Source organism: Pseudomonas sp. TE36184, assembly GCF_054060055.1.
The window spans coordinates 2039553-2060231 of sequence record NZ_JBSSCU010000001.1; the positions used below are offsets into that span (position 1 = coordinate 2039553).

Genomic DNA, 20679 nt, shown 5'->3' on the forward strand with positions numbered 1-20679 from the left:
GCAGACCTGGAAGTGATGCAGGGGGAATGCGCTTGATTCCCCCCTTTTTCGATTCAAGCCGGGCTGCGCGCCTCCCACCCGCGCGCCGCCAACGCCCCCAACACCCCGCCGGCAATCGGCGCCAGCCAGAACGCCCAGAGTTGCGCGAGGTACTCGACCCCGGCGAACAACGCCGGCCCGGTGCTGCGCGCCGGGTTGACCGAAGTGTTGGTCACGGGGATCAGGATCAGGTGAATCAAGGTCAGCGCCAAGCCGATGGCAATCGGCGCAAAGCCGGCAACCGCGCCCGGTGCGGTCACGCGCATGATGATCAGGACAAAGAAGAACGTAGCGATCAGTTCGGCCAGCAACGCCGCCTTCATGTCGAACTGGCCGGGGCTCAGCGGGCCATAGCCGTTGGCGGCAAAACCACCGGTTTCAAAACCCGGCTGCCCGCTGGCAATTACATACAGCGCGGCGGCGGCGGCAATCGCACCCGCGACCTGGGCGGCGATGTAAGGCAGCACATCGGCGCAGGGAACGCGGCGCCCGGCCCATAGGCCGATGGTCACCGCCGGGTTGAAATGCCCGCCTGAAACACCGCCCACCGCGTAGGCCATGGTCAGCACGGTGAGCCCGAACGCCAGGGACACCCCCAGAAACCCGATCCCCAGCGCCGGGAATGCCGCCGCCAGGATGGCACTGCCACACCCGCCGAACGTCAACCAGAAGGTACCTGCAAACTCTGCGGTCAAACGCTTTTGCACAATCGACTCCATTGCTTTTCAAACACCACGGCCCTGATCGAAGGGCGTGGTGATCGCCGTCACCACAGGATGTGGGAGGTCCTGGGAGACGGTAGCAACAGGCATCAAAGTGCCCTGTAAGACTTGTCTGATTTCAGTCGCGCGCGACACCCTGGCCGAACCGTCGGATCGCCAGGCAATAACCGATCAACGCCAGCGCCGCCAGCAACCCGCCCGCCGCGCCGATCCAGGCGAAGCCGAAGTGGCTGCCGACCCAACTGCCCAGCAACGCGCCGCCGCCGATGCCGATGTTGTAGATGCCGGAGAACATCGCCATGGCCACGTCGGTGGCGTCCGGGGCGAGCACCAGGACCTTGGACTGCATGGCCAGGCCGAAGCCCATGATCGCCATGCCCCAGAACACGCTCAGGCCGACGAGGTAGGATTCGGCCCCACTCAACGGCAGCATCAGTGCCAGGCACGCGCCCAGCAGGAACACCGCACCGACCACGAACAGATGCGGGTTGAAGCGGTGTACCAGGCTGAACAACAGCGAGCCGATGATGCCCGCGCCGCCGAACACCAGCAGGAACAGGGTCACGACGTTACCGCTCAGGCCGGCGACACGTTCGACAAACGGTTCGATATAGCTGTAGGCGGTGAATTGCGCGGTGACCACCATGGCGGTGAGCACGTACAGCGCCACCAGCGCCGGGCGCTTGAACAGCAGCGGCAGGCTGCGCAGGGAGCCTGAGTTCTGGCTCGGCAACAGCGGCAAGGTGCGCGCCAGCCAGAACACCAGGCCGGCGGCGAAGGCCGCAATCACCAGGAACGTGGTGCGCCAGCCCATCGCTTCGCCCAGCAGGCGGCCCAGGGGAATGCCCAACACCATCGCCAGCGACGTGCCGGTGGCCAACAGGCCGAGGGCTTGCACCTGTTTGCCGGCCGGCGCCAGGCGTACCGCGAGGGACGCAGTGATCGACCAGAACAGCGCATGGGACAAGGCGATGCCGATCCGGCTGACCATCAGCAGGCCGAAGCTGGTGGCGACGCTGGAGAGGATATGACTGGCGATGAACAGGCCGAACAACACGATCAGCAGCTTGCGCCGTTCGATGTTGCGCGTCAGCAGCATCACCGGCAGCGAGGTCAGCGACACGATCCAGGCATAGATGGTGAGCATCAGGCCGACGCTGGCAATGGGCATGTCGAAGCTGGCGCCGATGGCGCTGAGCAGGCCGACGGGCACAAATTCGGTGGTATTGAACACAAAGGCGGCCAGCGCGAGGGCGATGACCGGTTGCCAGTTGGCACGGGGCGTTGCGGTTGAAAGGCTCATTGAAGGGCGCGGCACTCTGACGATGATCAAACGGCCACCCAGGACAAGCGCCGCCGCCGAGCATTCTATAGGTTTCTCGGGCGGCTGTTGACGCTCATCCGGGGCAAATCGCCTGCGGATCGATCAGGGCGAGGTCAGGGTGATCAAGTAGCTACCCGTCTGAATGGGCTTATCGAAGGCGTCCACCAGGACATACTGCTGGTCGTAATAACGTCCGTTGGGGGTGTCGGCCATCAACCGCACATAGGCGTTGGGCGCGCCCACCGCCTTGACGCTGCGGACCGGCTGCACCGCGAGCTGGTTGCCGCGACTGGCCTGCGGGCAGCCTTTCAAGTCCATTATCGAGCCGCTCGCCGCCGCCGTGGTGCAGCCCGGCTCGACGATACTGCCGTAGAATCGGACGACGCCACCCTGCGGCGCCGCCATGCACGTCCCCGTCCATACAGCGAGGAAGCCTGTAACCAGTGACAAACGTATAACGTTCATGTCGACGCTCCTTCTTGGGTTGACAAGAAGTGAGTCGTCCGTTTTGACGCAGGCTTTAGGCCTTTCGTCGCTTTAAGAAATGTCTGATAGACCGATCACGGGTCCACCTGCCCCATCAATTGCGGAATGCTTTCCGGGCGCTGCGCATAACGTTGCGCCAAGGCCGCACACACCATCAACTGGATCTGGTGAAACAGCATCAACGGCAGGATCAACACACCCATGGTCGCCCCGGCGAACAGCACCTGGGCCATCGGCACCCCGGTCGCCAGGCTTTTCTTCGAACCGCAGAACAGGATGGTGATGCGGTCCTCCTGATTAAAGCCAAAAGCCTTGCCCAGCAGCGTGGACGCCAGCAATACCAGGGCGAGCAACACGCAGCAGGCCACCACCAGGCCGCCCAGTTCCCACAGCGGAATCTGCTGCCAGATGCCTTGGATGACCGCTTCGCTGAACGCGCCGTAGACCACCAACAGGATCGAGCCTTGGTCGACGAACTTCAGCCAGGCCTTGTTGCGGCCGACCCACTCGCCGATCCAGCGGCGGGCGATCTGCCCGGCGATGAACGGCAACAGCAGTTGCACGCTGATTTTCAGGATGGCGTCGACGGTCGAACCGCTCTCGCCGTGGACATTCAGCAACAGCGTCACCAGCAACGGCGTGAGGAAGATCCCGAACAGGCTCGACGCCGCCGCGCTGCAGATCGCCGCCGGGATATTGCCGCGCGCCAGGGACGTAAAGGCAATCGCCGACTGCACCGTGGCCGGCAACGCGCACAGATAGAGCATGCCCATGTACAAGTCTTTGCCGATCAGCGGCGACAACAGCGGTTTGAGCGCCAGGCCCAGCAATGGGAACAGCACAAAAGTCAGGCTGAACACCAGCAGGTGCAGGCGCCAGTGCCCGGCCCCGGCGACGATGGCCTGGCGCGACAGCTTGGCGCCGTGCAGGAAAAACAGCAGCGCGATGGCCAGGTTGGTCACCCAGCCGAAAGCCACGGCGGTCTGGCCGCTGGCGGGCAGCAAGGACGCAAGGAGCACGGTGGCAATCAGGGTCAGGGTGAAATTGTCGGGCAGAAAACGCGGGCGAGTCATAAGCAGGATCTTCCGGGGTTGCCAAGAACGTCATCGCGACTCTAACGTAACGCTTTATTACCGACTAACGCCAATGAGCCAGTAAATGCCGCCTAAAGGACATGACAAGACCGTCCGCCGCAGCGTGCCCGGGCTTTCCAGCCTGCCACGCCCGGTGTACGGACGCACCGAATCCTTGCCCAACCGCGCCTTGACCCGTCGGCACAGCCATCCGTGGGTGCAGTTGTCCTACGCAATTTCCGGGGTGCTGGAGATCCAGACCAGCGTCGGCCGCTTCGTCGCGCCGCCACAGCGCGCGGTGTGGATTCCGGCGGGCATGCCGCACCGGGTCTACAGCTCGCCGCACACGGAGATGCGCAGCCTGTACCTGGATTGCAGCGTCACCGCCTGGGCGGACGAACGTTGCCAGGTGTTGGAGGTGAGCAGTTTGTTGCGCGAGTTGATCCGCCGCTTCAGCGAACTGCCGGTGGAATATGCCGAAGAGGGCCCGGACGGCAGGCTGGCCCAGGTGGTGCTGGACCAACTGGCGGCGGCGCCCCAGGTGGATTTGATGCTGCCGTTGCCCCTCGACCCGCGCTTGCGGCAGATCTATCGCAGTTTGGAGCTGCACCCGGAGCAACCCACCACGCTGGGGGATTGGAGCCGCAAGCTGGCGGTCAGCGAGAAGACCCTCAGCCGCCTGTTTTTGCGTGACACCGGGCTGACCTTCCGCGCCTGGCGCCAGCGCTTGCGCCTGCTCGGCGCCCTGCCCGCCCTGGAGCAAGGCGAGCGGGTGACGGATGTGGCGTTGGCGTGCGGGTATGAATCCACGTCGGCGTTTATCAACGCGTTTCGCCAGCAATTCGACGCCACTCCCGGCGAGTTCTTCCGCTAATGCAAAGGAAGGAGCTCAGCGTTGTTTCATGCGATCAATCACCACCGCCAGCAGCAGGATCGAGCCGCGAATCACGTACTGGTAGAAGGTGTCGATGTTCTTCAGGTTCATTGCGTTCTCGATGATCGCCAGGATCAGCACCCCGGCGATCACATGGCGGATCATGCCGATGCCGCCGCTGAGCGACACCCCGCCCAGCACACAGGCGGAAATCACCGTCAGCTCGAAGCCCTGGCCGATCATCGGCTGGCCCGAGGTCATGCGTGACGCGAGGATCACCCCGGCCAACGCACCGATCAGGCCATGCACGGCAAAGATCAGGATCTTCGTGCGGTCCACGTTGACCCCGGCCAACAGCGCGGCTTCCGGGTTGCCGCCGATGGCCATGGTGTTGCGCCCGTAGGTGGTGTAGTTGAGCAGCCAGCCGAAGAACAGGAAGCAGACGATGGTGATCAGAATCGGCACCGGCACGCCCAATAACTGGCCGTTGCCGAACACGAAGAACTGATCCTGGGACACCCCCACCGCCTTGCCGTCGGCAAAGATATAGGCCAGGCCGCGCACGATCTGCATGGTCGCCAAGGTGGTGATCAGTGCATTGACCCGCAGCTTGGCGATGACGATGCCGTTGATCAGCCCGACAATCAGGCCCATCAGCAGCGCCGCGCCGATGCCCAGCATGACGCTGTCGGTGTCGCGCATCACAATCGCGGCCACCACCCCGGCGCAGGCGATCACCGAGCCCACCGACAAGTCGAAGTGCCCCGACGCCAGGCAGAACAGCATGGTGCAGGCGGCGATGCCCACGGTGGAAATCGCCAGGCCCAGCCCGCGCATGTTCAGCGGCGAGAGGAAGTTGTCGATCAGCAAGGCACACAGCAGGAAAATCGCCAGCGCCGCGAGCAGCATCGCCCAGTTGTCGAGCAGCGCGCGCAGGTCCAAGGGTTTGCGTGCCGTCGGCAACGCGTTGTGTTGGGTTGTCATAGTCGTCTCTCAGTTCGCCAGGCCACGCGGCAAGGCCAGTTGCAGCAAGTTGGATTCAGTGGCGTGTTCGCGCCGTTGTTCGCCGCGCAAAGCGCCTTCACACAGCACCAGAATGCGATCGGAAACCCCCATCACCTCCATCAAGTCGCTGGACACCACAATCACCGCGATACCGCTGGCCGCCAGGTCATGGATGATCTGGTAGATCTCCGACTTGGCGCCGATGTCGATGCCCCGCGTCGGCTCGTCCAGCAGCAGCACCTTCATCGGCATCGACAGCCAGCGGCCGAGAATGGCCTTCTGCTGATTGCCGCCGGACAGGTACATGATTTTCTGCGCGGCGCTCGGCGTCTTGACCTTCATCCCGCGGATTTGCTGCTCGGCGTTGCCCTGCTCCCAGCCCTCGCGCAGCAGCCAGCCGAACCGGGAATGGGCGCCGCGTGCGCTGATGTTGATGTTCTCCGCCACGCTGCCCAGCGGGATGATGCCCTCCTTCTTGCGGTCCTCCGGGCACAGCAGCACGCCGGCGGCGATGGCGTCGCGCGGCGAGCGCAATTGCAGCGCTTGCCCGCACAGTTCCAACTGCCCCGCCGTGGCGCGCTGCAAGCCGCTGAGCAGGCGAAACAGCTCGGTGCGCCCGGCGCCGACCAAGCCGAACAGGCCGAGGATCTCGCCCTTGCGCACCTCAAAGCTGACCGGTTCACGCAAGCCCGGGCCGAGCAAACCGTCGACCTTGAGCGCCACCTCGCCGTGCTCGCGCGGCCGATAGTCGTAAATGTCCTGGATATCGCGACCGACCATGCAGGTGACCAACTGGTCGTGACTCAGCGCACGCATGTCGTCGAAGGTACGCACGTAGCGGCCGTCCTTGAACACCGTGACCGCGTCGCAGATGCGGAACACTTCTTCCATGCGATGGGACACGTACAGCACCACTTTGCCCTCGTCGCGCAGGCGCGTGATGATCGCCATCAGCCGGTCGATCTCGCGGGCCGACAGGCTGCTGGTGGGTTCATCGAAGGCAATCACATGCGCGCCCCGCGACAGCGCCTTGGCGATTTCCACCAGTTGGCGCTGGCCCAGGGACAGGCGCCCGAGCTTTTCCTGCGGGTCGATTTCATCGGCCAGGCCCTTGAGGCACGCCAGCGCCCGCTGGCGCAACTGGCCGCGGTTGACCACGCCAAAACGCGCCGGCAAATGCCCGAGGAACAGGTTCTCGGCGACGCTCATTTCCGGCACCAGATGCAGCTCCTGGTGGATCACCGCGACGCCGCTGGCAATGCTGTCGGCCGCGCATTTGAAGGCCATGGTCTGCGCGCCGATCTGCACGCTGCCGCTGCTCGGGATGTAGGCGCCGCCGAGGATCTTCAGCAGCGTCGACTTGCCCGCGCCGTTCTCGCCCATCAACGCGTGTACCTGCCCCGGGTGGGCGGTGAAACTGATGCTGTCCAGCGCCTTGACCCCGGGGAAGGTTTTGCCGATGCCGTCAAAGCGCAGTGCCGCTGCGGTCATTTCCACAGCCCGATCTTGGTCAGTTCTTCCTGGAAGTTGGCGCGGGTGATCAGCGTCACTTCGTCCATCGCGGTGTATTTCGGCGGTTCCTTACCGGTGGTGACCCACTCGTACATCATCAGCGCGGTGTTGTAGCCCTCGATGTGCGGGCTGGGCAGCATCGAACCGAAGAAACCGCTGTTGGCTTTCTTCAACTCGCCGATGGCGTCGGTGCCGTTGATGCCGATGCCGATCACGTTGGCGGCTTTGAAGCCGGCGCTTTCGGTGGCGCGCACGCCGCCGAGCACGGTGTTGTCGTTCATGCCGCCGATGATCAGGTTCTTCGCGCCGCTGGGCAGCTTGACCAGGGCCGAGTTGGTGGCGTCCATGCTGCCGGGCACGTCGAGGGTCTTGAGCGCGGCGGTGAGGATATGGTCTTTGGGGATGCCGGCTTCTTCGAGGGATTTGATCGAACCGTCGGTGCGTTTTTTACCGGTGTCGAGTTCGTTGAAGGTGTTGATCACCGCGTAGGTGTCCTTCCAGTCCCAACCACGTTTCTTCGCCTCGGCGGCCATCGCCGCGCCTTGCTTCTGACCGACTTCGAACGCGGCCATGCCCAGGTACGGCACGTCTTCCATGAAATTGCCCTTGGCGTCGACGAAACGATCATCCACGGCCATGACTTTCAAGCCGTTGACCTTGGCCTTGGCGACAATGGCCGGGCCGAGGGACACGTCCGGCGGGCAGATCACAAAGCCCTTGGCGCCGTTGGCGGCCAGGCTGTCGATGGCCGAGAGGGTCTTCTCGCCGTCGGGCACGGCGATCTTGATCACAGTGAAACCATGTTCCTTGCCAGCCTTTTCGGCGAAGGCCCATTCGGTCTGGAACCAGGGTTCTTCGGCTTGTTTGACCAGGAAGCCGATTTTTACGGGTTCGGCGGCCAGCGACAGCCCACTCAAGCTGATGGCCGAGACCGCCACAGCGGCGCAGCACAAGGAACGGATAGCACGACGACGATTCATACGGTTGACTCCTTATTGTTGTTTTCTTTTTTTTGTAGGAGCGAGCTTGCTCGCGAAAAGCCAGAGAGCGCCGCGTGCATTCAGGATGCGCGCGTCATCGTTAACGTTTTTCGCGAGCAAGCTCGCTCCTACAGGGGTAAAGCGGTATAGCGTTTAGCCGGCAAAGCGGTGACAGGGTTTACCGGGCACATCGACCTCGATGGCAAGCACCGCGCCATCCAGGGGGTGTTCGAGAGGGCTGGCGGCGCTGGTGATGTACAGGGTGGTGAGGTCGGGCCCGCCGAACACGCAACTGGTGGGGCGGCTGACGGGCAGTTCGACGATGCGATCGACTTCACCGTCCGGCGTCAGGCGCAGCAGGCAACTGCCGTTCCAGCGCGCGTTCCAGATGTAGCCCTGACTGTCCATCGCCGACCCGTCCGGCCCGCCGCGCCCATGCGGGCCGAACCAGGGCTGGGCGGGGTCGAGTTGGCCGTTCGCTTGGATCGCATGCCGATACAGCGTGCCGTCGAGGCTGTCGCCGAAATGCACCTGGCGGCCGTCATCGCTCCACAGCAAGGTGTTGGGAATACCCAGGCCGTGCAGCAACGGCGTGACCCGCGCATCGGCATCCACGCGAAACAGCCCGCCGGAACGTCGCGTAACGGGCAGGTCTTCGCCGTGCTCGCCGATGTTGTTCTGCATGGTGCCCAGCCACAGGCGGCCCTGGGCGTCGCAGCGCGCTTCATTGCCACGGTTGCCCGCGTGCGGGTCGGCCACGCAGAACAGGCTCAAGGCGGCGCTCGCCAGGTCCAGTCGGTAGACGCCGCTGCTCAAGGTCACCAGCGCATCGCCGCGTTCACACGGGATAAACGCGGACACATGCTCCGGCAACCGCCAGGCCTGCAACTGCCCGTCCAGCAGGCGCAGCGCCTGTTTGCCAGCGATGTCGACCCAATACAGGGCCTGGGTGGGCACGTCCCAGAACGGGCCCTCCCCCAGTTGCGCACGGTGTGCGCTGACGGCGTGAAACGACATGTTGCCTCCTGGATTGTTATTGTTCTCAGGTGCGCGTTACAGCGAGTCGCGTGACGGTGTGCCATCCACCAGGCGCTGGATACGCAACGGGTTGGCGTTTTTCAACGCGTCGGGCAGCAGGCTGTCCGGGTAGTTCTGGAAACACACCGGGCGCAGGAAGCGGTCGATGGCCAGGCTGCCGACCGAGGTGCCACGCGCATCCGACGTCGCCGGGTACGGCCCGCCATGCACCATCGCATCGCAGACTTCCACGCCGGTCGGGTAACCATTGAGCAGGATACGCCCGACTTTCTGCTCCAGCAGCGGCGTGAGTTCGGCGAACTGTTGCAGGTCGGCCGGCTCGCCGATGATCGTCGCCGTGAGCTGGCCGTGCAGGCCATGCAAGGCGGCGCTGAGCTGGGCCTGGTCGGCGACTTCGACGAACACCGTGGTGGGGCCGAACACTTCCTCTTGCAGCACTTCATCGCCGTCGATCAGCAGGCTGACATCGGCCTTGAACAACTGCGGCCGCGCCTGTTGCCCGGCTTGAGCCTGACCGGCCAGGTGTTGGATGCCGGGGTGCGCCAGCAGTTTTTGCAGGCCCTTGTCATAGCTGCTCAAGGTGCCGGCATTGAGCATGGTCTGCGCCGGCTGATCGCCGATCAGTTGCGCCACCTGCTGGGTGAACGCGCTGAAGGCCGGCGACGCGAGGCCGATCACCAGACCGGGGTTGGTACAGAACTGGCCGCAGCCTTGCACCACCGAGGCAGTCAGCTCGCGTGCCACGGTTTCGGCCCGCGCCTGCAGGGCCTGGGGCAACACGATGACCGGGTTGATGCTCGACATCTCGGCGAATACCGGGATCGGCTGCGGACGCGCTGCCGCCATGTCGCACAGGGCGCGCCCGCCCTTGAGCGAGCCGGTAAAGCCGACTGCCTGGATCGCCGGGTGCTTGACCAGCGCTTCACCGACACCGCCGCCGAAGATCATGTTGAACACGCCCGCCGGCATCTCGGTGGTCTCGGCCGCGCGAATGATCGCATCGGCGACGCGCTCGGCCGTGGCCATATGCCCACTGTGGGCCTTGAACACCACCGGGCAGCCGGCCGCCAGCGCGGCGGCGGTATCCCCGCCCGCCGTGGAAAACGCCAGGGGGAAGTTGCTCGCGCCAAACACCGCAACCGGGCCCAGGCCGATGCGGTACTGGCGCAGGTCCGGGCGTGGCAGCGGCTGGCGATCCGGCAGTGCCTTGTCGATGCGCGCGCCGTAGAAATCGCCGCGACGCAACACCGTGGCGAACAGCCGCATCTGCCCGCTGGTGCGGCCGCGCTCGCCTTTGATACGCGCAGCGGGCAGCGCGGTTTCACGGCAGACCAGTTCGACGAAGGCATCGCCCAGCGCGTCCAGCTCATCGGCGATCGCGTCAAGGAACTGCGCGCGGCGCGATGCACTCAGGGCGCGGTACGCCGGGTAAGCCGCCGCCGCGGCCTTGGCGGCGGCGTCAACTTCCTGCGGGGTCGCCTGGTAGAAATCCTGGGGCAAGGCTTCGCCGGTCGCCGCATCGACGCTCTGCAGCTTGAGGCTGCCGTTGGCGCTGCGCTGGCCGCCGATGTAGTTGTGACCAAGGAACTGGGGCATGTGGCTCTCCTTTAAAGGGTGATGACATCGCCGGGTTCGAAGACGGCGTCGGCACTGCCGACACGATTGACCAGCGGCGCGCCGAACTCGGCCTGGCTGATCTCGAACACATCGCCCGGTTGGGTACGTATACCGTCGGCGAATGACAGGGTGGCGGTGCCGAAGAAATGAATGTGTACATCGCCGGGTTTGAGGAACTGGCTGTACTTGAAGTGGTGGTACTCAAGGTTTTCCAGACTGTGGCACATATTGGCCTCGCCACTGAGGAACTCGTTCTGCCAGATCGCCTCGCCGTTGCGCAGGATGCGGCTGGTGCCCGCAAGATGCCGGGGCAACTCGCCCACGCGCAACTCCGGGCCGTAGCTGCAACTGCGCAGTTTGGAATGGGCCAGGTACAGGTAGTTCTTGCGTTCCATCACATGGTCGGAGAACTCGTTGCCCACCGCGAACCCCAGGCGATAGGGCTTGCGGTCGTGGCCGATCACATACAGCCCGCCGATCTCCGGCTCTTCGCCGGCGTCTTCGGCAAAGGGCGGCACCGGGAACGCCGCGCCGGGGCGCACCACGATGCTGCCATCGCCCTTGTAGAACCACTCCGGCTGCACGCCCGCCTGGCCGGCCGCCGGTTTGCCGCCTTCCACGCCCCACTTGAAGATACGCATGGTGTCGGTCAACGCGCTGTCGTCACCGGCCTGCTGGTGCATCTTGTCCCGCGCCGACGCGCTGCCCAGGTGGGTCAGGCCGGTGCCGCTGATCAGCATATGGGCCGGGTCCGGGTGGTCCAGCGGTGGCAGGATCTTCAGGTCGGCCAGCAGCTCGGCGTAATGATGACTGTCGCCCAGGCCGAGGCTCTGCACCTGCTGCACCAGGCCCACGCCGGCTTCGATCGCAGCCAGCGCCAACTCGCGCACACTGTGGGCGCTGAGCACTTCGCGCACCTGGCTGCCCTCCACCACGCCGACCCGGCGCTCGCCGTTGGACACCTCGAACTGAACTAAACGCATGAAACTTCTCCTCGATTAAGTACGTGTGGCGCCACGGGCACTGGCGGCAAATTGCTCGGCAGGCAGCACATGCTTGCGCTCCAGCACGCGGTAGACCACGCCGGTCAAGACCAGCCCGAACACCATCACCAGGGACAAAAAGTACAAGCCCGAAGCCAGGTTGCCGGTGTATTCCTTGAGCGCGCCGATCACGAACGGGCCGATGTAGCCGCCGAGGTTGCCCACCGAGTTGATCAACGCAATGCCCGCTGCCGCACTGGCGCCGGCGAAAAACCGCCCCGGCAGGGTCCAGAACACCGCCGTGCAGGAAAACAGTGCGAACGCCGCCAGGCACAGCGCGGCCATTTGCAGCACCGGCACACTCAGCCAGGCACTGCAGAACAGGCCGATGGCACCCAGTACATAGAGCACCGCCAGGTGGCCATAGCGGTCGTTCAAACGGTCGGAACTGCGCGGGATGATCAACAGCCCGACGATGCCGAAGATATACGGCACCGCCGACACAAAGCCGGTAACCAGGTCCGTGCCGCCGAACTGCTTGATCAGGGTCGGCAACCACAGGCCCAGGCCGTAGATGCTCAGGGTCACCGGCAGGTAGAACAGCGCCAGCAGCAACACGCGCTTGTCCTTGAGGGCGTGCAGTGGATTGCCGTGGCGGGTCTGGCCGTAGGCTTGCAGGTCCTTGGCCAGTTCGCCGGTGAGCCAGGTTTTTTCGTCCTCGCTCATCCAGTTGACCTGCTTGGGGCCGTCCGGCAGGTAGCGCAGCACCGGCCAGGTGAGCAGGAGCGCCGGGGTGCCGATGACGATGAACAGCCATTGCCAGCCGTGCAGGCCGAGGACGCCGTCCATGCCCAGCAGGCCGCCGGACACGGGGCCGGTGATCATCATCGCGATCGGCTGGGAGAGGATGAACAGCCCGAGGATCTTGCCGCGATGGCGCACCGGGAACCACTGAGTGATGTAGTACAGAACGCCGGGAAAGAACCCCGCCTCCGCCGCGCCGAGCAGAAAGCGCATCACATAGAAGCTGTGTGGCCCCTGCACGAACGCCATGCCGATGGTGATGGCGCCCCAGGTGAGCATGATGCGCGCGAACCAGCGCCGCGCGCCGAAGCGATCGAGCATCAGGTTGCTGGGAATCTCGAACAGGAAATAGCCAATGAAGAACAGACCCGCGCCCAAACCGTAGGCCGCATCACCGATGCCGACGTCGGCGCCCATGTGCAGCTTGGCGAAGCCCACGGCGGAGCGGTCCACGTAGGCGATCAGGTACAGCAGGATGAGGAAGGGAATCAGTTTCAGCGTGATGCGCCGTATAAGCCGCAGTTCCTGGCTCATGGGGGTCGATCTCCGATTGTTGTTTTTATAGAAGCTCGGGGGACGCCTCTCGCGAAAATCCGCCAGGGCCATACCTCAGTTAAGCCAGACTATATAGTATGACTATTTGCAAAACAACTCTTCCAAAGCTTCGATTTTGCGCTTATGTTTAAGCACGCATAGAACATATAGTCATACAATAAGAGAAACCATCATGCCTGATAAAAAGCCCGGCCTACGCTCCGCCCAGTGGTTCGGTACCGCCGACAAGAACGGCTTCATGTACCGCAGCTGGATGAAGAACCAGGGCATCGCCGACCATCAGTTCCATGGCAAACCGATCATCGGTATCTGCAATACCTGGTCGGAATTGACGCCGTGCAACGCGCATTTCCGCCAGATCGCCGAGCATGTCAAACGCGGCGTGATCGAGGCCGGCGGCTTCCCCGTGGAATTCCCGGTGTTCTCCAATGGCGAATCGAACCTGCGCCCCACCGCCATGCTCACGCGCAACCTGGCGAGCATGGACGTGGAAGAAGCGATTCGCGGCAACCCCATCGACGGCGTGGTGTTGCTGACCGGCTGCGACAAAACCACCCCGGCGCTGCTGATGGGCGCGGCCAGTTGCGACGTGCCGGCCATCGTGGTCACCGGCGGGCCGATGCTCAACGGCAAACACAAGGGCCAGGACATCGGCTCAGGCACGGTGGTGTGGCAGCTCAGCGAACAGGTCAAGGCCGGCACCATCAGCCTGGATGACTTCCTCGCGGCCGAGGGCGGCATGTCGCGTTCGGCGGGCACCTGCAACACCATGGGCACCGCGTCGACCATGGCCTGCATGGCCGAGGCACTCGGCACCTCCCTGCCCCACAACGCGGCGATCCCGGCGGTGGATGCACGGCGTTATGTGCTGGCGCATATGTCCGGCATGCGCGCGGTGGAAATGGTGCGCGAAGACTTGAAGCTGTCGAAGATCCTCACCAAGGAAGCCTTCGAAAACGCGATCCGCGTGAACGCTGCCATCGGCGGTTCGACCAATGCGGTGATCCACCTCAAAGCCATCGCCGGGCGCATCGGCGTGGAGCTGGACCTGGACGACTGGACGCGCATCGGGCGCGGCATGCCGACCATCGTCGACCTGCAACCGTCCGGGCGTTTCTTGATGGAAGAGTTCTACTACGCCGGTGGCCTGCCGGCAGTGCTGCGCCGGCTCGGTGAAGCCAACCTGATCCCGCACCCGAACGCCTTGACCGTCAATGGCAAGTCGCTGGGCGAGAACACCAAGGACTCGCCGATCTACGGCCAGGACGAAGTGATCCGCACCCTCGACAACCCGATCCGCGCCGACGGAGGCATCTGTGTGCTGCGCGGCAACCTGGCCCCGCTGGGCGCGGTGCTCAAGCCGTCGGCCGCCAGCGCGGAGCTGATGCAGCACCGTGGCAGGGCCGTGGTGTTCGAGGATTTCGACATGTACAAGGCGCGCATCAACGACCCGGAACTGGAGGTGGACGCCCACTCGATCCTGGTCATGAAAAACTGTGGACCCAAGGGTTATCCGGGCATGGCCGAAGTCGGCAACATGGGCCTGCCCGCCAAGCTGCTGGCCCAGGGCGTGACCGACATGGTGCGGATTTCCGATGCGCGCATGAGCGGCACGGCGTATGGCACGGTGGTCTTGCACGTCGCACCGGAAGCCGCTGCCGGCGGGCCGTTGGCTGCGGTGCGCGAAGGCGACTGGATCGAACTCGACTGCGCCAACGGGCGCTTGCACCTGGACATCCCCGACGCCGAGCTGGCGGCGCGCATGGCTGACCTGAAACCACCGCAGAAGCTGATCGTCGGCGGCTATCGCCAGCTGTACATCGACCATGTGCTGCAGGCGGACCAGGGCTGCGACTTCGATTTCCTGGTGGGTTGCCGCGGGGCCGAAGTCCCACGTCATTCCCACTAATTGGGATGCTATGATGCCGCCTATTTAGCCAGAGCATCCCTGTCGTTATGGATCACCAGCCGTCCAAGCCGCGCAAGAGCATGCATGCCCAGATCGTCCAGGACTTGGGCATGCACATCGTTTCCGGTCGCTTCAAGCCAGAAGAACGACTGCCCATGGAGGCCACGCTGTGTGAGGAGTACAAGGTCAGCCGCTCGGTATTGCGCGAGGCGACCCGGGTGCTCAGCGCCAAGGGCCTGGTGTATTCCAAGCCACGAGTGGGCGCGGTGGTGCGGCCGCGGGTGAAGTGGCACCTGCTCGACCCGGACGTACTGTCCTGGTTGATGCAGTCCACCCCCCATAGCGAGTTCTTCAACACCCTGGCTGGCGTGCGGCGCATCCTCGAACCGGAAATCGCCGCCATGGCCGCGACCACCGCGACCGCTGAAGACATCGCCACCATCGAAAAAGCCTACCTCGGCATGGAAACCGCGCAGACCCACGACGCGCTGCTACAGGCCGACCTGGACTTCCACCGTGCGATTGCCGACGCCACGCGCAACGACCTGCTGGCATATATGTGCAACATGCTGTCGCTGCCGCTGCGCGAGTCGATCAACATCACCAACCGCCGCCCGGATATCCAGGGCCTGAGCCTGCCCCGGCACAAGGCGATCCTCACCGCGATCCAGAACCGCGACGCCCTCGGCGCCCGGCATGCCTCGCTGGTGCAACTGGACGACACGCGGGTGGCGCTGGATACGGTGATGAATGTGCTGACGCCGTTATAAGCCACACCCTCGTTCGACAACCGTGAGGCTCGACGGCACCCGCAAGGTAGGGGCGCAAGAACACTTTCTGTCAGCCCTGGAGATCAAATGTGGGAGATGTCGAGCTTTAGCGAGGCCTCGATGGCGGCGGGCCTGCCGGCATCGGTGTGACATCTCCCACAGGTCGGGCTGAGCGGCCGCCTCAGCGATAGCGTTCCAACCAATAGGCATACGGCGCAGGCAAGGTCCAGGAGGCGTTCTCTACCCCCAGTTCCTTGGCGGCAAAGTACGCCCAATGCGGATCAGCCAGATGCGCGCGCCCCACCGAGACCAAATCCACCTGCCCGGCCTGCAACGCACCTTCCGCCAATTGCGGCGTGCCAAACCCCCAGGCCGAAGTGACCGGGATACCGGCTTCGCGACGCACGCGCTCAGCGATCGGCCCCAGGAACGCCGGGCCCCACGGGATCTGGGTGTCAGCAATGGTGAAGCCGACGCTGACGCTCAGCAGGTCGAGGCCACCGGCCTTGAAGCGACGGGCCAGTTCGATGGATTCGGTCAGCGTCTGCTCGTCACGGCCGTCGTATTCGATCACGCCGAAACGCGCGGTCAACGGCAGGTTTTCCGGCCAGACTTCGCGCACCGCGGCCAGGGTTTCCAGGAGGAAACGGCTGCGATTGTCGAAGCTGCCGCCGTAGACGTCGGTGCGCTGGTTGGAATGTTCGGAGAAAAAGCTCTGGCCCAGGTAGCCGTGGGCGAAGTGCAGTTCGATCCATTCAAAACCGGCGTCGCGGGCACGGCGGGCGGCGTCGACGAAGTCCTGGCGCACGCGGGCGATGTCGTCCAGGGTCATGGCGCGCGGCACGTTAGGCAGGTTGGCGCCGAACGCAATGGCCGAAGGCGCAATGGTTTCCCAGCTGCGCGCATCGGAAGCCGGGATATGGTCGTCGCCTTCCCATGGGCGGTTGGCACTGGCCTTGCGACCGGCGTGGGCGATCTGAATGCCTGGCACCGCGCCAGCAGCCTTGATGGCCTTGACCATCGGCACGAACGCCTGGGCGTGGGCATCGCTCCAGATACCCGCACAACCAGGAGTGATACGGCCTTCAGGGGACACCGCGGTGGCTTCGACCACCAGCAAACCGGCGCCGCCACGGGCCATGCTGGCCAGGTGAACGTGGTGCCAGTCGTTGACGATGCCATCGTTGGCCATGTACTGGCACATCGGCGGGATCGCGATGCGATTGCGCAAGGTCACGTCTTTGAGTTTGTAGGGTTCAAACAAGGCAGCCATCAGGCACCTCCAGGAGCGAGTGATTGATTCGATAGTTCGATGGTATTCGAACTATGGTATTCAACACCAGCCCTGTTATCATTTGTTTTATGCGAGCCTTCAAACACCCCGCCCTGCAAGACCTGACACTCGAACGCGTGCTCTACGCCTTGAGCGACCCGGTGCGCCTGGAAATCATCCGCTACCTGGCCGACGTGCCCGAGGCCACCTGCGGCGAACTGGACGGCGGACGGCCGAAATCCAGCATGTCCCACCACTTCCGCGTGCTGCGCGATGCCGGGCTGGTCCACACCCGCAGCGTCGGCACCACGCATCTGAATTCGTTGCGCGCGGATGTGCTTGAGGCGCGTTTTCCCGGGTTGCTGGCGAGTGTTCTGGCTCAGCACTGAGAAACGATTCAGCCTGTGTAATCCTTGACCGCGAACCTTTCACGGCAAACCAACGTCCGAGCTTAGGCACTGTTGCTTACCGCTCGCCGCGAGGTCTCCGTTTGAAAGCCGCCATCGTCAAAAAATACCGCCTGATCATCAAAACCATGGGTTATGTCGGTTGGGCCCTGTTCTGGCTGTTGCTGTGGGACGTCGCCGTCACCGTGGACTTCATGCTGTTTCTCACCACCAAGATCAACCTGCCGCTGATGCCCCTGACCTTGCTCGGCTCAGCGCTGGTGGTGCTGATCAGTTTTCGTAACAGCAGCGCCTACAACCGCTGGTGGGAAGCGCGCACCTTATGGGGCGCGATGGTCAACAATTCGCGCAGTTTCGCGCGGCAGGTGCTGACGCTATTGGATGACCTCGGCAACGACGTGAACCCGGTAAAGGCCACCCTGTTGCGCCGCCATGTGGCCTATGTGAACTGCCTGGCCGCCCATCTCAAGGGCCGGCCGTGCCCGGACGAGGTGCGGGCATTTATTCCGGCCGAGGAATTTGCGCGCAACGGCGCCACCAACAATTTCGCCAATGACATCCTCACCGGCTCGGCGGCGCTGTTGGCCAGGGAATACAAGGCCGGGCACCTGGACAGCATCCGCCTGGCGCGGCTGGAGTCGACGCTGGTGGACTTGTCCAACGCCCAGGGCGGCATGGAACGCATCGCCAATACCCCGCTGCCCTACCCTTACGTGTACTTCCCGCGCCTGTTCATTTCGTTGTTCTGCCTGATCGTGCCGGTGGGCCTGGTCGAATCCCTGGGCTGGTTCACCCCGCTGGCCTCCACGGTGGTGGGCTTCATGCTGCTGGCCATCGAGCGCATCGGCACCGACCTGCAAAGCCCGTTTCACTCCAGCGAACATCAGATCCAGATGGAAACCATCTGCGAAACCATCGAGAACAACCTGCAGTCGATGCAGCGCGATGCGCTGGGCGGCAACCGTATCGGCTGAACGCCTCCACGGCCTCAAGTGCGTGCCCCGACGGTCGATATAAGGGGTACGCATGGGCGCACCCCTCATAACAATACATGCGACGCTACTGTTTTCCCCTTGCCAAAACTATAAATACCCGCGGGAGAAGTCATGAATATCAAGCAAAAGCTGACCTGGGCGTTTGCGGCCATCGCGTGCGTGCCGGTTATCCTGGTGGCGGTGCTGGTGGTGCTGAACCTGCGCGAGGCGGCTGTGGCCAATTTCCTCGACAGCAGCGGCCGCGAGATCCGTCAGATCGATAACGGCATGAAGCAGTTCTTCGACGGCATCAGCCAGAACGTCGAGTACGTGGCCAAAGACCCTCGCGTTGTCGCGGCCAAGGAGCTGAAGAACTACGCCGGTGCCGACGCCGCACAAATCCCGCTTACACCAACGAATAAAGAGCTGCTGGCGATATTCGAGCAGTTCGCCAAAAGCCATCCAAGCACCGCCTACCTGTCCCTGGGCCTGAGCGACGGCGGTTATGCGAGCTGGCCTGACGACACCAAACTGAACAACTACGACCCGCGTGTACGCCCCTGGTACAAAGCCGCCGTGGCCGCTCCGGGCACCACCGTGCGGACCGGGGCCTATTACTGGGCGCCGGACGATGTGGTGCTGATCGGCACGGTCCACACCGTGGTCGACGCCAGCGGCACCCTGCTCGGCGTGGTCGGCCTGGACGTCTCGCTCAAGCAGCTCACCGAACTGGTGCGCAACATCAAGCTGGGCGACAGCGGCTACCTGATGCTGGTGGAAGCCAACGGCAACGTGCTGGTGGACCCCAGCGACGCCAAGCACAACTTCAAGCCGATGGCCGAACTCGGCGCCAACTACGCCGAACTGGCCAAGCGCGGCGACGGCGTGACCCGAGTGGATATTGATGGGGTGGCCTACATGGCCAACGTGGTCAGCTCCAAAGACCTGGGCTGGCGCTTTATCGGCTTGATCAAGCGCGACGAAGTCATGGCCGACGCCACCCGCCTGACCTGGCTGATCGCAGCCATCGCAGCGGTACTCGCCGTGGTCTTCGCGATTGTCGGCGCGAGCTTCGCCAGCATGATCGTGCGCCCGATTCGCGGGGTCGCCGACGGCCTGCAAGAAATCGCCGAAGGTGAAGGCGACCTCACCCGCCAACTCAAGGTGCAAGGCAAGGACGAAACCGCCAGCCTGGCCGGCTGGTTCAACCAGTTCCTGGGCATGATCGCCCAGTTGGTACAGCGCATCGGCAGCGCATCCTCCGACCTGCAAAGCGCCGCCGCCGACACCCGCGAAGTGGCCAACAACCTGAACCAGGCCGCCGGTCGCCAACGTGAAGCCGTGGAGCTGGTGAGTACCGCATTCAACGAAATGGTGGCCACCGCCAACGAAGTCGCCCGCTCCTGCAGCGCCGCCGCGTCCAGCGCCGACGCAGGCTACCGCGATGTACACGACGGCCAGCAGCATATCGGCGAAGCCACCGGCAGCGTGCTCAAACTGAGCGAAGACCTGCAGAAGTCGACCCAGACCATGCAGCAGTTGGAGCAGGACAGCAAAAACATCAACACCATCCTCGACACGATCCGCTCGATTGCCGAGCAGACCAACCTGCTGGCGCTCAACGCGGCGATTGAAGCCGCGCGCGCCGGTGACCAGGGCCGCGGCTTCGCGGTGGTCGCCGACGAAGTGCGCGCCCTGGCCCGCCGCACCGCCGACTCCACCGGCGAGATCGACAGCCTGCTCGGCAACCTCGCGCGCCGCACCCAGGAAGTCACCCTGCAGATGCAGGGCAGCCTGCAGGTGTCGCAAACCAGTGTGGAACGCATCCAGCAGGCCCGTGACAGCTTCGACAAGATCCAAGGCTCGGTGGACTCGATCCGCGACCAGAACACCCAGATCGCCACCGCCGCCGAGGAACAGCACCAGGTCGCCGAACAGATCAACCAGCACATCGCGCAAATCCACGCCGATGCCCAACTGGTGGAAGACTTTGCCCACTCGGCGCAGACCGGCTCTGGCCGTTTGACGGATATCTCCGGGCAGCTCAAAGGCCTGGTAGGCCGCTTCAAGTTCTAACCCCCGCCAATGCAAGGCGGTGAGCCACTCACCGCCTCTGCTGCTTACCCCACGCCAGCCTCTACCTTGAGCCCGACCGCGCAGCCGATCGCCTTGAGGTGCATCAACACGCCAATACCTCCCGCCGACCTCGGCGTCACTGTCCGCATCCGCGGATAAGGCTGGCGTGCAACCGCCGATCATTCGAACGTGCTGACGTCTATTGCGATTCTCGTATTATGGTATACCATCATACGCAGACCTCTCACATCAGACGGA

At 63.9% G+C, this 20679-nt stretch carries 18 protein-coding genes and 1 pseudogene; 7 read left to right on the plus strand and 12 right to left on the minus strand.

Features of this window, described 5'->3' with window-relative positions; genetic code table 11:
* Window positions 1-53: 53 nt before the first annotated feature.
* The 4 genes from aqpZ to ACVWZP_RS08860 form a co-directional block, all read right to left on the minus strand.
* Window positions 54-758 carry an aquaporin Z gene (aqpZ, locus tag ACVWZP_RS08845; RefSeq protein WP_079443553.1) on the minus strand — a complete coding sequence of 235 codons (705 nt, stop codon included), beginning with the start codon at window positions 756-758 and terminating at the stop codon, window positions 54-56.
* A 121-nt stretch (window positions 759-879) separates the two neighbouring features.
* Window positions 880-2064: a sugar transporter gene (locus ACVWZP_RS08850; RefSeq protein WP_046488537.1), complete on the minus strand. Its 1185-nt coding sequence runs from the start codon at window positions 2062-2064 to the stop codon at window positions 880-882.
* 123 nt (window positions 2065-2187) lie between these two features.
* Entirely contained in the window at window positions 2188-2550 is a 363-nt protein-coding gene (locus tag ACVWZP_RS08855) for a hypothetical protein (protein WP_046383878.1), read from the minus strand.
* A gap of 95 nt (window positions 2551-2645) precedes the next feature.
* On the minus strand, window positions 2646-3644 hold the full coding sequence (locus ACVWZP_RS08860) for a bile acid:sodium symporter family protein (protein WP_046383879.1): 999 nt from the start codon (window positions 3642-3644) through the stop codon (window positions 2646-2648).
* Between the two features lie 85 nt (window positions 3645-3729).
* Here ACVWZP_RS08860 and ACVWZP_RS08865 point away from each other — a divergent pair, with 85 nt between their 5' ends.
* Entirely contained in the window at window positions 3730-4518 is a 789-nt protein-coding gene (locus ACVWZP_RS08865) for an AraC family transcriptional regulator (RefSeq protein ID WP_046383880.1), read from the plus strand.
* A 15-nt stretch (window positions 4519-4533) separates the two neighbouring features.
* On the opposite strand, the gene araH is transcribed toward ACVWZP_RS08865, so the two are convergent.
* The 7 genes from araH to ACVWZP_RS08900 form a co-directional block, all read right to left on the minus strand.
* Window positions 4534-5502, minus strand: a complete 969-nt coding sequence (araH, locus tag ACVWZP_RS08870; RefSeq protein WP_046383881.1) for an L-arabinose ABC transporter permease AraH — start codon at window positions 5500-5502, stop codon at window positions 4534-4536.
* A 9-nt stretch (window positions 5503-5511) separates the two neighbouring features.
* The gene (gene araG / locus ACVWZP_RS08875) at window positions 5512-7014 is read right to left on the minus strand and encodes an L-arabinose ABC transporter ATP-binding protein AraG (protein ID WP_250690892.1); all 1503 of its coding nucleotides are present in this window, start codon (window positions 7012-7014) and stop codon (window positions 5512-5514) included.
* A complete protein-coding gene (locus tag ACVWZP_RS08880) occupies window positions 7011-8015 on the minus strand; it encodes a substrate-binding domain-containing protein (RefSeq protein ID WP_079443548.1) in 1005 nt (334 codons plus the stop codon). Before ACVWZP_RS08880 ends, araG begins: the two co-directional genes overlap by 4 nt.
* 153 nt (window positions 8016-8168) lie before the next feature.
* The gene (locus ACVWZP_RS08885) at window positions 8169-9032 is read right to left on the minus strand and encodes an SMP-30/gluconolactonase/LRE family protein (protein WP_017847886.1); all 864 of its coding nucleotides are present in this window, start codon (window positions 9030-9032) and stop codon (window positions 8169-8171) included.
* A 36-nt stretch (window positions 9033-9068) separates the two neighbouring features.
* Window positions 9069-10649: an aldehyde dehydrogenase (NADP(+)) gene (locus ACVWZP_RS08890; protein ID WP_046383884.1), complete on the minus strand. Its 1581-nt coding sequence runs from the start codon at window positions 10647-10649 to the stop codon at window positions 9069-9071.
* Window positions 10650-10660: 11 nt separating this feature from the next.
* Complete coding sequence (araD1, locus tag ACVWZP_RS08895) at window positions 10661-11653, minus strand: AraD1 family protein (protein WP_046383885.1); 993 nt, start codon at window positions 11651-11653, stop codon at window positions 10661-10663.
* A 15-nt stretch (window positions 11654-11668) separates the two neighbouring features.
* On the minus strand, window positions 11669-12991 hold the full coding sequence (locus ACVWZP_RS08900; protein WP_017847889.1) for an MFS transporter: 1323 nt from the start codon (window positions 12989-12991) through the stop codon (window positions 11669-11671).
* Between the two features lie 193 nt (window positions 12992-13184).
* On the opposite strand from ACVWZP_RS08900, the gene ACVWZP_RS08905 reads away from it, so the two are divergent.
* Together ACVWZP_RS08905 and ACVWZP_RS08910 are read left to right on the plus strand one after the other, a co-directional pair.
* Window positions 13185-14921: an IlvD/Edd family dehydratase gene (locus ACVWZP_RS08905; RefSeq protein WP_017847890.1), complete on the plus strand. Its 1737-nt coding sequence runs from the start codon at window positions 13185-13187 to the stop codon at window positions 14919-14921.
* A gap of 47 nt (window positions 14922-14968) precedes the next feature.
* On the plus strand, window positions 14969-15691 hold the full coding sequence (locus ACVWZP_RS08910; RefSeq protein ID WP_017847891.1) for a FadR/GntR family transcriptional regulator: 723 nt from the start codon (window positions 14969-14971) through the stop codon (window positions 15689-15691).
* Window positions 15692-15872: 181 nt separating this feature from the next.
* On the opposite strand, the gene ACVWZP_RS08915 is transcribed toward ACVWZP_RS08910, so the two are convergent.
* Window positions 15873-16964, minus strand: a complete 1092-nt coding sequence (locus tag ACVWZP_RS08915; protein ID WP_457369683.1) for an NADH:flavin oxidoreductase/NADH oxidase — start codon at window positions 16962-16964, stop codon at window positions 15873-15875.
* Between the two features lie 89 nt (window positions 16965-17053).
* On the opposite strand from ACVWZP_RS08915, the gene ACVWZP_RS08920 reads away from it, so the two are divergent.
* The 4 genes and pseudogenes from ACVWZP_RS08920 to ACVWZP_RS08935 all read left to right on the plus strand — a co-directional run bounded on the left by ACVWZP_RS08920 (window position 17054) and on the right by ACVWZP_RS08935 (window position 20421).
* Window positions 17054-17353 carry an ArsR/SmtB family transcription factor gene (locus ACVWZP_RS08920; RefSeq protein ID WP_102618286.1) on the plus strand — a complete coding sequence of 100 codons (300 nt, stop codon included), beginning with the start codon at window positions 17054-17056 and terminating at the stop codon, window positions 17351-17353.
* A 101-nt stretch (window positions 17354-17454) separates the two neighbouring features.
* Window positions 17455-18345 (plus strand): bestrophin family protein, encoded by an 891-nt coding sequence (locus tag ACVWZP_RS08925; protein ID WP_017847896.1) that lies wholly within the window; start codon window positions 17455-17457, stop codon window positions 18343-18345.
* A 132-nt stretch (window positions 18346-18477) separates the two neighbouring features.
* Window positions 18478-19560, plus strand: a pseudogene (locus ACVWZP_RS08930) (HAMP domain-containing protein); the annotation flags it as partial.
* A 6-nt stretch (window positions 19561-19566) separates the two neighbouring features.
* Window positions 19567-20421: a methyl-accepting chemotaxis protein gene (locus ACVWZP_RS08935; protein ID WP_370737513.1), complete on the plus strand. Its 855-nt coding sequence runs from the start codon at window positions 19567-19569 to the stop codon at window positions 20419-20421.
* The last annotated feature ends 258 nt before the right edge of the window (window positions 20422-20679 follow it).

Coding starts and splice junctions, on each gene's coding strand:
- aqpZ (WP_079443553.1), bottom strand. CDS start 758: ATGGAGTCGATTGTGCAAAAGCGTTTGACCGCAGAGTTTGCAGGTACC.
- ACVWZP_RS08850 (WP_046488537.1), bottom strand. CDS start 2,064: ATGAGCCTTTCAACCGCAACGCCCCGTGCCAACTGGCAACCGGTCATC.
- ACVWZP_RS08855 (WP_046383878.1), bottom strand. CDS start 2,550: ATGAACGTTATACGTTTGTCACTGGTTACAGGCTTCCTCGCTGTATGG.
- ACVWZP_RS08860 (WP_046383879.1), bottom strand. CDS start 3,644: ATGACTCGCCCGCGTTTTCTGCCCGACAATTTCACCCTGACCCTGATT.
- ACVWZP_RS08865 (WP_046383880.1), top strand. CDS start 3,730: ATGCCGCCTAAAGGACATGACAAGACCGTCCGCCGCAGCGTGCCCGGG.
- araH (WP_046383881.1), bottom strand. CDS start 5,502: ATGACAACCCAACACAACGCGTTGCCGACGGCACGCAAACCCTTGGAC.
- araG (WP_250690892.1), bottom strand. CDS start 7,014: ATGACCGCAGCGGCACTGCGCTTTGACGGCATCGGCAAAACCTTCCCC.
- ACVWZP_RS08880 (WP_079443548.1), bottom strand. CDS start 8,015: ATGAATCGTCGTCGTGCTATCCGTTCCTTGTGCTGCGCCGCTGTGGCG.
- ACVWZP_RS08885 (WP_017847886.1), bottom strand. CDS start 9,032: ATGTCGTTTCACGCCGTCAGCGCACACCGTGCGCAACTGGGGGAGGGC.
- ACVWZP_RS08890 (WP_046383884.1), bottom strand. CDS start 10,649: ATGCCCCAGTTCCTTGGTCACAACTACATCGGCGGCCAGCGCAGCGCC.
- araD1 (WP_046383885.1), bottom strand. CDS start 11,653: ATGCGTTTAGTTCAGTTCGAGGTGTCCAACGGCGAGCGCCGGGTCGGC.
- ACVWZP_RS08900 (WP_017847889.1), bottom strand. CDS start 12,991: ATGAGCCAGGAACTGCGGCTTATACGGCGCATCACGCTGAAACTGATT.
- ACVWZP_RS08905 (WP_017847890.1), top strand. CDS start 13,185: ATGCCTGATAAAAAGCCCGGCCTACGCTCCGCCCAGTGGTTCGGTACC.
- ACVWZP_RS08910 (WP_017847891.1), top strand. CDS start 14,969: ATGGATCACCAGCCGTCCAAGCCGCGCAAGAGCATGCATGCCCAGATC.
- ACVWZP_RS08915 (WP_457369683.1), bottom strand. CDS start 16,964: ATGGCTGCCTTGTTTGAACCCTACAAACTCAAAGACGTGACCTTGCGC.
- ACVWZP_RS08920 (WP_102618286.1), top strand. CDS start 17,054: ATGCGAGCCTTCAAACACCCCGCCCTGCAAGACCTGACACTCGAACGC.
- ACVWZP_RS08935 (WP_370737513.1), top strand. CDS start 19,567: ATGATCGCCCAGTTGGTACAGCGCATCGGCAGCGCATCCTCCGACCTG.